Source organism: Kitasatospora sp. NPDC058243 (assembly GCF_042882025.1).
Classification (GTDB): domain Bacteria; phylum Actinomycetota; class Actinomycetes; order Streptomycetales; family Streptomycetaceae; genus Kitasatospora.
On sequence record NZ_JBHVWW010000006.1, the window covers coordinates 110,602 to 123,782 of the forward strand.

A 13,181-nucleotide genomic window follows, 5' to 3' on the forward strand; every position below is an offset into this window, starting at 1 on the left:
TCCTGGCGGAGGTGCGGGCGGGCGGGAGGTACGGGTGTGGTCACGTACGGCCGTCGCACCGGCCCGTGTCCCTCAACACGGCCGGCGCTGTGCACTGCACTCCGCCGTGATCGTACGCATGCGCGATCGACGGCTGTCAAGGGTGGTCCGGGCCCTGGCCGGGGCCCGGCGCGGACCGGTCGCAGGGCGACAGGAGATCGCAACAGAGCGGCAATGATGGGTGGTTGACGGACCACTTGGCAGGCTGTTCAACTTGAGGCCATGTACGCCGAGCAGCCCCTGGTCACCCGCGACCACATCGACTTCGGTCGGGTGTGGTCCGCGGCGTGTCGCGGCTGACCCGGCAGCGGGCCGCCCGTCCGGCCCTCTGATCTCCCGCGGGGAGCCCTCCCTCGGTCTGCCCCGCCGCGGGCCGGGACCAGCCGTCCGCAGCTGACGGCGTCCCAGGCGCACGCTGCCGTCCGACGACCGCGCACTGAACTCCGGCAGTACTCCCTCGTCCACGCCTGCCTCCCACCTCCTCCCGCCGCGCGAGCGCCGACCCCACCGTCGGCGCGGCCGCCGCGCACCCGTGCTCACGGCCGCCCCGCCCCGGCCGGCTCCGGCCTGCCCACCCGCAGTCCACCGGACTCCGCTCACCCCGAAAGGTTCCGCCATGCCCGTCGAATTCCTCGGTATCGCCGCCACCGGCGACGGCTCGGAGACCACCCCCCGCTCCACCGCCGCCTTCGACCGCGACTACACCCTGCGGCTGGCCCGGGCCCACGAGGACCACGGCTGGGACCGGGTGCTCTTCGCGTACGGCGCCGGCTCCCCGGAACCCGCGGCCGCGGCGGCCTTCCTCGTCTCGCACCTGGACCGGCTGCAGATCCTGCTGGCGCACCGGCCGAACGTCTCCTACCCGACCTTCGCCGCCAAGACCTTCGCGACCCTGGACCAGATCAGCGACGGGCGGCTGACCGTCCACTTCATCACCGGCGGCAGCGACCACGAGCAGCAGCGCGAGGGCGACTTCCTGTCCAAGGACGAGCGCTACGAGCGCACCCGTGAGTACATCGGCATCGTCAAGAAGGCGTGGACCAGCCGGGAGCCCTTCGACCACGAGGGCGCCCACTACCGCTTCAACGACTTCGTCTCCGACGTCTTCCCCGTCCAGCAGCCGCGCCCCGGGGTCTCCTTCGGCGGCTCCTCGGACGCCGCCTACGCGGCCGGCGGCGCCGAGGCGGACGTCTACTGCCTGTGGGGCGAGCCGCTGGCCCGCACCGCCGAGCAGATCGAGCGGGTGAAGGAGGCGGCCCGGGCCGCCGGGCGCACCGACGTGCCGCGGATCCAGGTGGCGTTCCGGCCGATCATCGCGCCGACCGAGGAACTGGCCTGGGAGAAGGCGCACCGGACGGTGGCCGCGATCAAGGCCCGCCGGGAGTCCGGGGATCTCGTCCGCCGGGGCCGCCCGCTCGGCGCCGCAGCGCCCGAAAACACTGGTTCCCAGCGGCTGATCGAGATCGCCGAGGCCGGCGAGCGCTACGACCGCGCGCTGTGGACCCCGACCGCCGCGGCCACCGGCGGGGCCGGCAACTCCAACGCCCTGGTCGGCACCCCGGAGACGGTCGCCGAGGCGCTGCTCGACTACTACGACCTCGGCGTGGACATCCTCTCCGCCCGCGGCTACCACCTGCTCGACGACGCGATCGACTTCGGCCGCCACGTCATCCCGATCGTCCGCGAGGAGGTCGCCAAGCGCGACGCCGCCAAGGCCGCGGCGGTGGCCGAGCGCGCCGAGCGGGACCGGCACCAGCTGATCGCGGTGCAGGCGTGAGCGCTCCGGACCGGGAGGCGGGCCCGGCGGCCGGGTTCCGCCGGGTCACCATCGACGACCCGCTGGTCGAGCCGCTGCTACGCGAGCTCACCCACGAGTACGTCAGCCGCTACGGCCCCGAGGCGCGCCAGGAGATGACCCGCTACCCCCGGGACGCCTTCGCCGAGCCGCACGGCGTCCTGCTGCTCCTGCTGGAGGACGGCGAGCCCGTCGCCGGCGGCGCGTACAAGCGGTACGACGAGCGCACCGCCGAGCTGAAGCGGATGTGGACGCACTCCGCGCACCGCCGCCGCGGCCTGGCCCGCCGGGTGCTGGCCGAGCTGGAGCGGACGGCGGCCGCCGCCGGCTACGCCCGGATCTACCTCACCACCGGTCCGCGCCAGCCCGAGGCCAGGGGCCTCTACCTGGCGTCCGGCTACACCCCGCTGTTCGACGTCGCCGCCGATCCCCTGACCATCGGCCCGCTCCCCTTCGAGAAGCACCTGCCGGTGCTGGCTCCGACCTCCTGAAAGGCCCCCCGTGAGAAGCACCACCGTCCGCCGCCGCCTGCTCGCGGCCACCGCCCTGCTGCCGGTGCTGGCGCTGGCCGCGTGCGGCTCGGACCCGAAGATCGCGGGCCCGGCGGGGGCGAGCGGGCCCGCCGCCACCGCCGTCTCCCAGGACGTCGTCTCCGGCCTCGCGAAGTCGGACGCCGCCGCCGCGCTGCTGCCCGAGGAGGTCCGCAAGGCCGGCACGCTGACCTTCGGCGCGTCCTTCGGCTCGCCGCCCACCGCCTTCTACGCCGACCAGGCCACCAAGAAGCCGGCCGGGATCGACGTGGACTTCACCGATGCGGTGGCCAGGCTGCTCGGGCTGACCGTGCAGCGCCAGGAGGCCGCCTTCGAGACCATCCTGCCCGCCCTGGACAGCGGCAAGTTCGACGTCGGCACCGGCAACTTCGGGGTCACCACGGCCCGGTTGAAGACCATCGACTTCGTCACCTACATCGACGACGGCCAGGGCTTCGCGGTCCGCAAGGACAATCAGGGCGTCCAGCCGGTCACCGACCTGCTCCAGCTCTGCGGGCTGACCATCGGCACCGGCGCCGGCACCACCTTCGAGACCACGCTGAACGCGAAGCGCACCGTCTGCACCGACGCCGGGAAGAAGCCGTACGAGGTCAAGGCGTTCAGCGACCCCGGGGCCGTGCTCACCGGCCTCCAGCAGGGCCGGGTCGACGTCCTGATGTCCACCATCAACGGCCTGCGCTACCAGGCCGCGCAGGAGGCCTCCGGGACGCGCTTCCTCGGCGAGTTCCACCGGCTGGACGTCGGCTTCGCGTTCAAGAAGGGCTCGAAGCTCACCCCGGCCTTCCAGGCGGCGGTCAACCAGCTGATCAAGGACGGGACGTACGAGCGGATCCTCAAGAAGTGGGGGGTCGCCGAATCGGCGATCAAGGAGTCCCTGATCAGCCCGCCCGAACACCAGTGATCCCCGGGTCTGCCGAAGGAGCCCCCCGATGACTGTCAGCACCACCGCGACGTCCCAAGCCCAAGCCCAAGCCCAGGCCCAGGCCCAAGCCCAGGCCCCGGTCCGGGCCGAGCGGGCACCGGCGACCGGACCCGATCCCGGTCCGGGCACCGGCCCCCGCCTGGACCTCGACGAACTGGCCGCTCTGCGGGCCGTCCCCGCCCGGCACCCCTGGCGCTGGGGGATCGGGGTCGCCGCCCTCGTCGTGCTCGCCCAGTTCGCCCACGGCCTGGCCACCAACCCCGGCTGGGACTGGGCCACCTTCCGGCTCTACTTCACCGCCGACACGATCGTCCAGGCGGTCGGCCGCACCCTCGAACTCACCGTCTACGGCACCGGGCTGGGCTTCCTGCTGGGCGCCGTGGTGGCCGCGATGCGGCTGTCCCGCAGCGCGATCCTCCAGTCCATCGCCTGGGCGTACGTGTGGGTGTTCCGCTCGATCCCGCTGATCGTCCAGCTGGTGTTCTGGTTCAACCTGTCGTACCTCTACAAGCGGTTCGGGATCGGCATCCCGTTCGGCCCGACCTTCGGGGACTTCGAGACGGTCGGCGTGCTGAGCGCGCTCGGCGCCGCCGTGCTCGGCCTCGGGCTGCACCAGGCCGCGTTCGCCGCCGAGATCATCCGCGGCGGCGTCATCGCGGTGGACGCCGGCCAGCGGGAGGCCGCCACCGCGCTCGGCATCCCGCGCTGGCGCCAGAGCCGGCGGATCGTGCTGCCGCAGGCGATGCGCGGCATCCTGCCGGCCGCCGCCAACGAGGTGATCTCGCTGCTCAAGGGCACCTCGGTGGTCTACGTGATGGCCATCGGCGAGCTCTTTTACCAGGCCCAGGTGGTCTACGGCCGGACCGGCCGGGTGGTGCCGCTGCTGATGGTCGCCACCGTCTGGTACGTGCTGCTGACCACGGTGCTGTCCATCGGCCAGTACTACGTCGAGCGCTACTTCGCCCGCGGCGCGCAGCGCACCCCGCCGCCCACCCCGCTCCAGCGCGCCCGGGCCTTCGTCCGGAGCCTGCCCGCCCGCACGCCGACCACCCGCACGCCGACCACCTGCACGCCGACCGCCCGCGCAGCGACCGCCCGCACCACCGGAGGACGTCGATGACCACGCTCACCAGGACCGAACCGGCGGCCGCACCGATGGTGCAGGTCCGCGGCCTGCACAAGAGCTTCGGGCCACTGGAGGTGCTGCGCGGCGTCGACCTGGACGTCCCGGCCGGCTCGGTCACCGTGGTGCTCGGCCCGTCCGGCTCCGGCAAGTCCACGCTGCTGCGCGCGATCAACCACCTGGAGAAGCTCGACGGCGGCTACGTCGCCATCGACGGCGAGCTGATCGGCTACCGGCGCTCCGGCGACCGGCTGTACGAGCTCAAGGAGCGCGAGGTGCTGCGCCAGCGCACCCACATCGGCTTCGTGTTCCAGAACTTCAACCTGTTCCCGCACCTCACCGTGCTGGAGAACCTGGTCGAGGCACCGATCGCCGCGCTGCGCCGCCCCAGGGCCGAGGCCAGGGCTACGGCGCTGGCGCTGCTGGAGCGGGTCGGGCTGGCGGACAAGGCCGCCGCGTACCCCCGGCAGCTCTCCGGCGGCCAGCAGCAGCGGGTGGCGATCGCCCGGGCGCTGGCCCTGGAGCCGAAGGTGCTGCTGTTCGACGAGCCCACCTCGGCGCTCGACCCGGAGCTGGTCGGCGAGGTGCTGGACGTCATCAAGGACCTCGCCCGGACCGGCACCACCATGATCGTGGTCACCCACGAGATCGGCTTCGCCCGCGAGGTCGCCGACACCGTCGTCTTCATGGACGGCGGCGTGGTGGTCGAGCAGGGCCCGCCGGCCGAAGTCCTGGACCGCCCCCGGCACGAACGCACCCGGGCCTTCCTCGCCAAGGTGCTCTGAGCCGAGGTGCTCTGAGCCGAGGTGCTCTGAGCCGAGGTGCTCCGAGCCGAGCTGCCCCGAGCCGATCTGCCCTGAGCCGAGGGCCTCCAGCCCTTCCCGCCGCACCGAAACCCCCTTCACCGAGCAGGAGTTCCGCCATGCCCCTACCCCGTCGCGCCCTCGTGACCGCCGCCGGCTCGCTCGCCGCCGCCCTCGCCCTGACCGCCTGCGGCGGCGCGTCCTCGGGGGCCACGGCGGAACTCGCCCCGGCCAAGGGCAGCACCGCGCCGAACGGCGCCGTGGTGAACCTGACGGCCGACCAGAAGCGGGTGACCACGGCCAAGGTCGACGCGATCGCGGCGCTCGTCCCGGAGGAGATCAGGAGGAGGGGGACCCTGGCCGTCGTCGACTCCCTCGGCACCACCCCGCCGCTGGACTTCTACGCCAACGACGACAGGACCATCATCGGCGTCGAGCCGGACATCGCCGCCCTGGTCGGCAACGTGCTCGGCCTCAAGGTCGAGTTCAACCCGGTCTCCTGGGAGAACATCTTCGTCGGCCTGGACAGCGGCAAGTACGACGTCGGCCTCTCCAACATCACCGTCACCGAGGCGCGCAAGGAGAAGTACGACTTCGCCACCTACCGGCTGGACGTCCTCGGCTTCGAGGCCAGGAAGGGCAGCGGTCTCAAGGTCACCGGCGCCAAGGACCTGGCGGGCAGGTCGGTGGGCGTCTCCTCCGGCACCAACCAGGAGAAGCTGCTGATCTCCTGGAGCGAGGAGAACACCAGGAACGGCCTCAAGCCGATCGACATCAAGTACTTCCAGGGCGCCGAGTTCTACCTGGCGCTCTCCTCCGGCCGGATCGACGCCTACGTCGGCCCCAATCCCAACCTGGCCTTCCACGTCGCGCAGACCGGCGAGACCGAGATCGTCGGCACCTACTCGGGCGGCGGCGCGGACGTCCTCGGCAAGATCGCCGCGACCACCCGCAAGGGCAACGGGCTGGTCCAGGCGCTCAACGGGGCGCTGAACGAGGTGATCAGGAACGGCAGTTACGGCCAGGTGCTCAAGCGCTGGGGCCTGGACAACGAGGCGGTGCCGACCTCCGAGGTCAACCCGCCCGGGTTGCCCAAGCCGTAGGGCCCGTCCGTTCACCCGTTCGCCGCCCCCCGCCGCTATGGTGACCCCTCCGATCCGACGGCGAACACCGCCCGGACACGGCGGACTTGGGGGAGGACATGCAGCAGGGGGAGGTGCTCGACGGCCGGTACCGGCTGGACGAGTGGCTGGGCAGGGGCGGCTTCGGGGTGGTCTGGAAGGCGACCGACCAGCGGCTCGACCGCGAGGTCGCGGTCAAGCTGCTGCTGGCGGAGCACGCCGCCGACCGGGAGGCCGTCGGGCGGTTCGTCCGCGAGGCCCGCACGGCCGGCGGCCTCTCCAATCCGCACATCGTGACCGTGTACGACTACGGCCTGGTCGCGACCGCCACCGGGGGGACCCACTACCTGGTGCTGGAACTGGTCCGCGGCCGGGCCCTGTCCGACATCCTCAAGGACGGCGTCCCGGATCAGGAGGCCGCGCTGAAGTGGATGCGCCAGGTCTGCAAGGCCCTGGACGCCGCGCACCGCTCGGGCGTCGTCCACCGCGACATCAAGCCCGAGAACGTGATGGTCGACGCGGGCGGCAAGGCCAAGGTGCTGGACTTCGGCATCGCCCGGCTGCTCACCCAGTCCGCGGTGCTCACCTCCACCGGCAGCGTGGTCGGCACCGTCCCGTACCTGGCGCCCGAGTGCTGGTCCGGCGCCGCCGTGGACGGTCGGGCCGACCTCTACGCGCTCGGCGTCATGCTGTACGAACTCTGCACCGGGCGGCGCCCGTTCCGCGCCTCCTCGGCCGCCGAGTACATGTACAAGCACCTGGAGGAGACCCCGCCCCGGGTGCGCAGCACCGATCCGGCGCTGGCCGACCTGGTCGCCGGGCTGCTCGCCAAACGGCCCGCGGACCGGCCGGCCACCGCCGCCGAGGTGCTGGAACGGCTGCGCCGGATCCGGCCCGGGGTGCTCCGCCCGGACGACCCCAGCCCGGAGCAGCTGCGCCGCCGGGCCGACCAGGCCTGGCTACGCGGCGCGCAGGGCGCCCCCGGGGAGGCCGTCGAGATGCTCACCGCGCTCATCCCCGACCTCGCCCGGATCTGCGGCCCGGCCGACCCGCGCACCCTGCGCACCTGCCACGACCTGGCCCTGTGGCTGGCCCAGGACGGCAGCCCGGGCGCCGCCGTCGCGCTGCTGCGCGAGCTGGCCGCGGAGCCGGCCGCCGAGCCGGACGTCCGGGCCGACGCGCTGCGCGACCTCGACCGCTGGCACCGGGAGGCGGCCCGGAGCGGGCCGGGCCGGCCGCGGGCGCTGAGCCTGGCCGGCCTGCTCGGCGGCGGTCCGCAGGGCGGCTGAGGGCCCTCGGCGCCGTACGGGCGGGAGGCTGTCAACCGTGCGGGCCGCTGATTCGGCGTCTGCGGCGACTGTGGGAATTGAGAGGAATCCGCCCACCGGGACGGTCTGGTTCACGGCCGGCGGCGTTGATATACCTCGTTGCCAGAGTCGGGTGCGGTGTCTTCGGCCGCCCCGGTGAGCTGCGACGAAAAGGCTGGTGACGGATCGATGAAGCTCCTCCGCGTCGGACCCCCGGGCGCCGAGCGCCCGGTCGTGCTGGGCCAGGACGGCATCGGGTACGACCTCTCCGGGCGTGCCCGGGACATTGACGGGGCCTTCCTGGCCGGGCTGGACGCCGCCGCCCTGGCGCGGGACGTGGCCGCCGGGGCGCTGCCCCGGGTGGACCTCGCCGGGCAGCGGGTGGGCGCGCCGGTCGCCCGCCCGGGCAAGGTGGTCGGCATCGGGCTCAACTACCGCGACCACGCCGCCGAGGCCGGGGTCGCGCCCCCGGACGAGCCGGTGATCTTCCTCAAGCCGAGCTGCACCGTGGTCGGCCCGTACGACGAGGTGCTGGTGCCGCGTGGCGGCGAGAAGACCGACTACGAGGCCGAGCTGGCCGTCGTGATCGGCCGCACCGCCCGCTACCTGGCCGGGCACGAGGAGGCCGCGGCGGTGATCGCCGGCTACACGATCGCCAACGACGTCACCGAACGGGCCTTCCAGTTCGAGCGCGGCGGCCAGTGGGACAAGGGCAAGTCGGCGGAGACCTTCACCCCGCTGGGGCCCTGGCTGGTCACCGCGGACGAGGTGGCCGACCCGCAGCAACTGCCGCTGCGGCTGTGGGTCAACGGCGGCCTGCGGCAGGACGGCAACACCGGCAAGATGATCTTCCCGGTGCTCGAACTGGTCCGCTACGTCAGCCAGTTCATGGTCCTGGAGCCGGGCGACGTGATCGTCACCGGCACCCCGGCCGGCGTCACCCTGGGCCACCCCGGCACGCCGTTCCTGGCCCCGGGCGACATCGTCGAGATCGAGATCGAGGGCCTCGGCCGCCAGCGGCAGGTCCTCGGCAAGGCGTAGGGCGTGCCTGACACTCCCTGACAACCCCGCCGGCGCGGCACCGGCCGCCCCGACCCCGGGCACGGGGGTCGGGTCACCGGGCCGCCAGCACCTCGCGCAGCCGCTCGGCCCGCGACGCCTGCGGCCCTTCCAGCGCGAGCAGCAGGGCCAGCACCTGCGCGGTCTGCGGGTCGTGCAGCGCGGTCGCCGCCGCCATCGCCGTGAACTGGTCCACCAGCCAGTCGCGCAGCTCGCCCACCGGCAGCGTGCGCCCCTCGTCCAGCCAGGTCAGCGACGCGCCCTCGACCACCGCGATCCACGAGCGCACCAGCAGTGTCAGCCGGGGCCCGGCCTCCCGCACGCCGAGGTGCCGCAGGGTCCGCTTGAGCGCCGCCCGCCGGACGTCGTCGACGATCGCCGAGGTGCGGGCCGTCTCCACCACCGAACCGCCGCGCAGCAGCGCCGAGTAGCCGGCGTCGTGCTCGGCCACGAAGGCGAAGTAGCCGTCCAGGACGGCCGCCAGTTGCTCGGACGGGGTCCCGGCCAGCGGGACGGTGAAGCGGCTGGTCAGCTCGTCGGCCGCGCTGCGCAGCGCGGCCTCGTACAACTGCTGCTTGCCGCCCGCGAAGTAGCGGTAGACCAGCGGGCGGGAGGCCCCGGCGGCCTCGGCGACGTCGTCCAGGCCCACCTCCTCGGGCGGCCGGGCGGCGAACAGTTCCAGGGCGACCGCGATCAGCTGTTCGCGGCGCTGCTGCACCGGCAGCCGCCGGTAGCCGGTGCGGCGCGGGCGGGGGCCGGGTGCGGCCGGGGCGGGCACCTGGTCGGTTGCCGTGGCGGGGCGGGCTTCCATGGCGGTCAGCGTAATGGGCGTGGGCCCGATCGGATCCTGTCGCGCGCGGCGGTTTCCCGAACGTGTGTTTGTGTGGGCCCGCCCGGCGGCGGTCGGCCGGTGCATGTCACCGATCGCCCGGTAAAGGCTTGCAATCGGCCCTCGCCGCGCCATGATGTCCGAATGGTTGAAGAACTGATCACCTCCGACGCCACCACCCCGCGCCGCGTCGCCGACGGTTACGTCCGGGCCCTGGCCGAACTCGACCCGCTGACCGCGGTCTACCTGGGGTTCAGCCCCGAGGACGACCGGCTGCCCGACCTCTCGCCGGTCGGCGCCGAGGCGATCGCCGACCTCGGCCGCCGCACCCTGGCGGCCCTCGCCGAGGCCGAACGCTCCGACGCCGCGCAGGACGAGGCGGAGCGCCGCTGCGCCCGGCTGCTGCGCGAGCGGCTGACCGCCTCCCTCGCCGTCCACGAGGCCGGGGAGAACTTCCGCGCGGTGCGCAACCTGGGCTCCCCGGTGCACGAGGTCCGGGACGTCTTCACCCTGATGGGGACGGACACCGAGGCCGAGTGGCAGGTGGTCGGCCGCCGGCTGGCCCGCGTCCCGCTCGCGCTGGCGCAGTACAGGGAGACGCTGGCCGCCGGCATCGAGCGCGGCCTGCTGTCCGGCCCGCGCCAGGTGGCCACCGTGGTCGGGCAGCTCGGCGAGTGGCTGGAGGGGGACGTGCCCGGCGGCTGGTTCGGCGCGTTCGTCCAGGGCGCGCCGGAGGGCCTGCGCGCCGAGCTGTCCGGGCCCGCGCTGGCCGCCGGGGAGGCGCTGGCCGCCCTGCGCGACTGGCTGCGCGACGTCTACGGCCCGGCCGCCGCCGACACCCCCGACACCACCGGCCGCGAGCGCTACCGCCGCTTCGTCCGCTTCTGGACCGGCTCCGACCTGGACCTGGACGAGGCCTACGCATGGGCCTGGGGCGAGTTCCGCGACCTGCTCGCGCAGATGGAGGCCGAGGCCGAGAAGGTCCGCCCCGGCGCCGGCCCGATGGCGGCGATGAAGTGGCTGGAGGCGGACGGCCCGGCCGTGGAGGGCGCCGAGGCCACCCGGGTGTACCTCCAGGAGCTGATGGACCAGGCGGTCCGGGACCTCCAGGGCACCCACTTCGACCTGGCCGAGCCGATCACCCGGGTCGAGTCGAGGATCGCCCCGCCCGGCAGTGCGGCCGCGCCGTACTACAGCGCGCCCTCGCTGGACTTCAGCCGCCCCGGGCGGACCTGGCTGCCGGCGCTCGGCCGGGAGCGCTTCCCGGTCTGGGACCTGGTCTCCACCTGGTACCACGAGGGCGTCCCGGGCCACCACCTGCAGCTCGCGCAGTGGAACTACGTCGCGGACCGGCTCTCCACCTACCAGGTCAGCCTGGGCGGGGTGAGCGCCAACCTGGAGGGCTGGGCGCTGTACGCCGAGCGCCTGATGGACGAGCTCGGCTACCTCACCGACCCGGGCCACCGCCTCGGCTACCTCAACGCGCAGATGATGCGCGCGCTGCGGGTGATCGTCGACATCGGCATGCACGCGGGCCTGGACTTCCCGGCCGACTCCCCGTACCTGCCGGGCGAGCCGGTGAGTCCGGAGGCGGCCCGGGAGTTCTTCGGCCGGTACTGCGGCCTGACCCCCGACTACCTGGACAGCGAGCTGGTCCGCTACCTGGGCATGCCCGGCCAGGCGATCGGCTACAAGCTGGGCGAGCGCGCCTGGCTGCGCGGCCGGGCGGCGGCGCGGGCGGCGCACGAGGCGCGCGGCGAGGAGTTCGACCTCAAGGCCTGGCACATGGCGGCGCTCTCGCAGGGCTCGCTGGGGCTGGACGACCTGGTCGAGGAGCTGTCCGCACTGTAGGTCGGCCGCCGGCCCCGGGCCTCGTCCGCGAGTCCCGGGGCCGCTGGTCCTTTGGCCCGAAAAGGTCGATTTGGTGAGGTTTTTCCTTGCCATCCGTCCGTGCGGGAGCTTCGCTTGAAGGCGACTGCGTGACTTCCCCGACTGCGTGACCCCTCCGTACCCCTCCGGAAGGCTGACCAGTGTCTGCGCGAACCGCCACCGGTCATGAGAACGCGGACAGCCGCCGCTGGTGGGCGCTGGCGGTCATCGCCGTCGCCCAGCTCATGATCGTCCTCGACGTCACCATCGTGAACATCGCGCTGCCGTCGGCCCAGCGGGACCTGGGCATCTCCGACGCCGACCGGCAATGGGTGATCACCGCCTACACGCTCGCCTTCGGCGGCCTGCTGCTGCTCGGCGGACGGCTGGGCGACCTCTTCGGCCGCAAACGCGTCTTCACCGTCGGCCTGCTGGGTTTCGCCGCCGCCTCCGCCCTCGGCGGCTCGGCGGACGGCCCGGCCATGCTCTTCGGTGCCCGCGCCCTCCAGGGCGGGTTCAGCGCCCTGCTCGCCCCCTCGGCCCTGGGACTGCTCTCCACCACCTTCACGGACCCCAGGGAGCGCAGTACGGCCTTCGGCGTCTTCGGCGCGATCGCCGCCGGCGGCTCCGCCCTCGGCCTGATCCTGGGCGGGCTGCTGACCGAGTACCTGGACTGGCGCTGGTGCCTGTTCGTCAACGTCCCGATCGCCGCCGCCGCGGCCCTCGCGGCCACCTGCCTCCTGGAGCGCGACCACGCCGCCGGGGGGCGCCGGGTCCGGCTCGACCTGCCCGGCGCGCTGCTCGGCTGCGGCGGCCTGCTGGCGATCGTCTTCGGCACCTCCGAGGCCGTCACCCGGACCTGGGGCGACGGGCTGGTGCTCGGCTCGCTGGCCCTCGGCCTGGTGCTGCTCGCGGTGTTCGTCCTGGTCGAGAGGCGCACCGCGCACCCGCTGCTGCCGCTGCACATCGTCGCCGACCGCAACCGCGGCGGGGCCGCCCTCTCGGTCGGCCTGGCCATGATCGGCATGTTCGGCCTGTTCCTCTTCCTCACCTACTACCTCCAGGTCATCAAGCACTTCTCGCCGGTGCTGTCGGGCGTCTCCTTCCTGCCCATGACGGCCGCCATCGTGCTCAGCTCGACCGGCTTCGCGGCCCGGCTGATGACCAGGGTGCCGACCCGGAACCTGGTCTGCCCCGGGCTGCTGCTCGCCGCGGCCGGCATGGCCTGGCTGACCCGGATGACGGTGGACAGCCCATGGGCCGGCACGGTACTGCCCGCCGAGCTGCTGCTCGGCTCCGGCATGGGCCTGGTCTTCATGCCGTCGATGAACCTGGCCACCCTCGGGGTCTCCCCGCGCGAGGCGGGCGCGGCCTCGGCCACCATCAACTCGGCCCAGCAGGTGGGTGGTTCGTTCGGCACGGCGTTGCTGAACACGGTCGCGGCCAGTGCCACCGCGTCGTTCCTGGCGACCCGGATCGCCTCGTCGCCGGTGGTGCGGGCCCAGGCCACGGTGCACGGCTACGTGGTCGCGAACTGGGTGTCGACGGGCGTCCTGCTGCTGGCCGCGCTGATCGCCTTCCGGGTGATCGACCACCGGCCGGCGCCCGCCGTGACGACCGTCGCCCCGGTCGAGGCGCAGGCGGGGGCCCACCCGGCCGTCCCGGCAGAGCCCCGACGAGAACCCTGAAATTTTCAGCAAGACCTTGCAGTCAACCTCCGGCGCCTGCTTGACTCCTGGCCACCGTCCAGGGACCGAGGAGGC

General features: G+C 73.5%; 11 protein-coding genes. 10 read left to right on the top strand and 1 reads right to left on the bottom strand.

Annotation, left to right across the window (positions count from 1 at the left end; genetic code table 11):
• Window positions 1-655 precede the first annotated feature (655 nt).
• The 8 genes from ACFVX9_RS06805 (at window position 656) to ACFVX9_RS06840 (ending at window position 8,702) form a co-directional block, all read left to right on the top strand.
• Window positions 656-1,816, top strand: coding sequence for an LLM class flavin-dependent oxidoreductase (locus tag ACFVX9_RS06805; protein WP_387980782.1), 1,161 nt, complete (start codon window positions 656-658; stop codon window positions 1,814-1,816).
• Complete coding sequence (locus ACFVX9_RS06810) at window positions 1,813-2,325, top strand: GNAT family N-acetyltransferase (RefSeq protein ID WP_387980784.1); 513 nt, start codon at window positions 1,813-1,815, stop codon at window positions 2,323-2,325. The genes ACFVX9_RS06805 and ACFVX9_RS06810 overlap by 4 nt, the downstream gene beginning before the upstream one ends.
• Before the next feature lie 10 nt (window positions 2,326-2,335).
• Entirely contained in the window at window positions 2,336-3,286 is a 951-nt protein-coding gene (locus tag ACFVX9_RS06815) for an ABC transporter substrate-binding protein (protein ID WP_387980786.1), read from the top strand.
• Between the two features lie 28 nt (window positions 3,287-3,314).
• Window positions 3,315-4,427, top strand: coding sequence for an amino acid ABC transporter permease (locus tag ACFVX9_RS06820; RefSeq protein WP_387980788.1), 1,113 nt, complete (start codon window positions 3,315-3,317; stop codon window positions 4,425-4,427).
• Window positions 4,424-5,215, top strand: coding sequence for an amino acid ABC transporter ATP-binding protein (locus ACFVX9_RS06825; protein ID WP_350879624.1), 792 nt, complete (start codon window positions 4,424-4,426; stop codon window positions 5,213-5,215). Before ACFVX9_RS06820 ends, ACFVX9_RS06825 begins: the two co-directional genes overlap by 4 nt.
• Before the next feature lie 137 nt (window positions 5,216-5,352).
• Entirely contained in the window at window positions 5,353-6,336 is a 984-nt protein-coding gene (locus tag ACFVX9_RS06830) for an ABC transporter substrate-binding protein (RefSeq protein ID WP_387980790.1), read from the top strand.
• Window positions 6,337-6,434: 98 nt separating this feature from the next.
• Entirely contained in the window at window positions 6,435-7,643 is a 1,209-nt protein-coding gene (locus ACFVX9_RS06835; protein ID WP_363371862.1) for a serine/threonine-protein kinase, read from the top strand.
• 207 nt (window positions 7,644-7,850) lie between these two features.
• Entirely contained in the window at window positions 7,851-8,702 is an 852-nt protein-coding gene (locus tag ACFVX9_RS06840) for a fumarylacetoacetate hydrolase family protein (protein WP_363371865.1), read from the top strand.
• Window positions 8,703-8,775: 73 nt separating this feature from the next.
• Here the strand turns inward: ACFVX9_RS06840 and ACFVX9_RS06845 are convergent, their stop codons facing one another.
• Window positions 8,776-9,531, bottom strand: coding sequence for a TetR/AcrR family transcriptional regulator (locus ACFVX9_RS06845; RefSeq protein ID WP_387980793.1), 756 nt, complete (start codon window positions 9,529-9,531; stop codon window positions 8,776-8,778).
• A 162-nt stretch (window positions 9,532-9,693) separates the two neighbouring features.
• Here ACFVX9_RS06845 and ACFVX9_RS06850 point away from each other — a divergent pair, with 162 nt between their 5' ends.
• Window positions 9,694-11,400: a DUF885 domain-containing protein gene (locus ACFVX9_RS06850; RefSeq protein ID WP_387980795.1), complete on the top strand. Its 1,707-nt coding sequence runs from the start codon at window positions 9,694-9,696 to the stop codon at window positions 11,398-11,400.
• A 179-nt stretch (window positions 11,401-11,579) separates the two neighbouring features.
• Window positions 11,580-13,106 carry an MFS transporter gene (locus tag ACFVX9_RS06855; RefSeq protein ID WP_380372619.1) on the top strand — a complete coding sequence of 509 codons (1,527 nt, stop codon included), beginning with the start codon at window positions 11,580-11,582 and terminating at the stop codon, window positions 13,104-13,106.
• Window positions 13,107-13,181 lie beyond the last annotated feature (75 nt).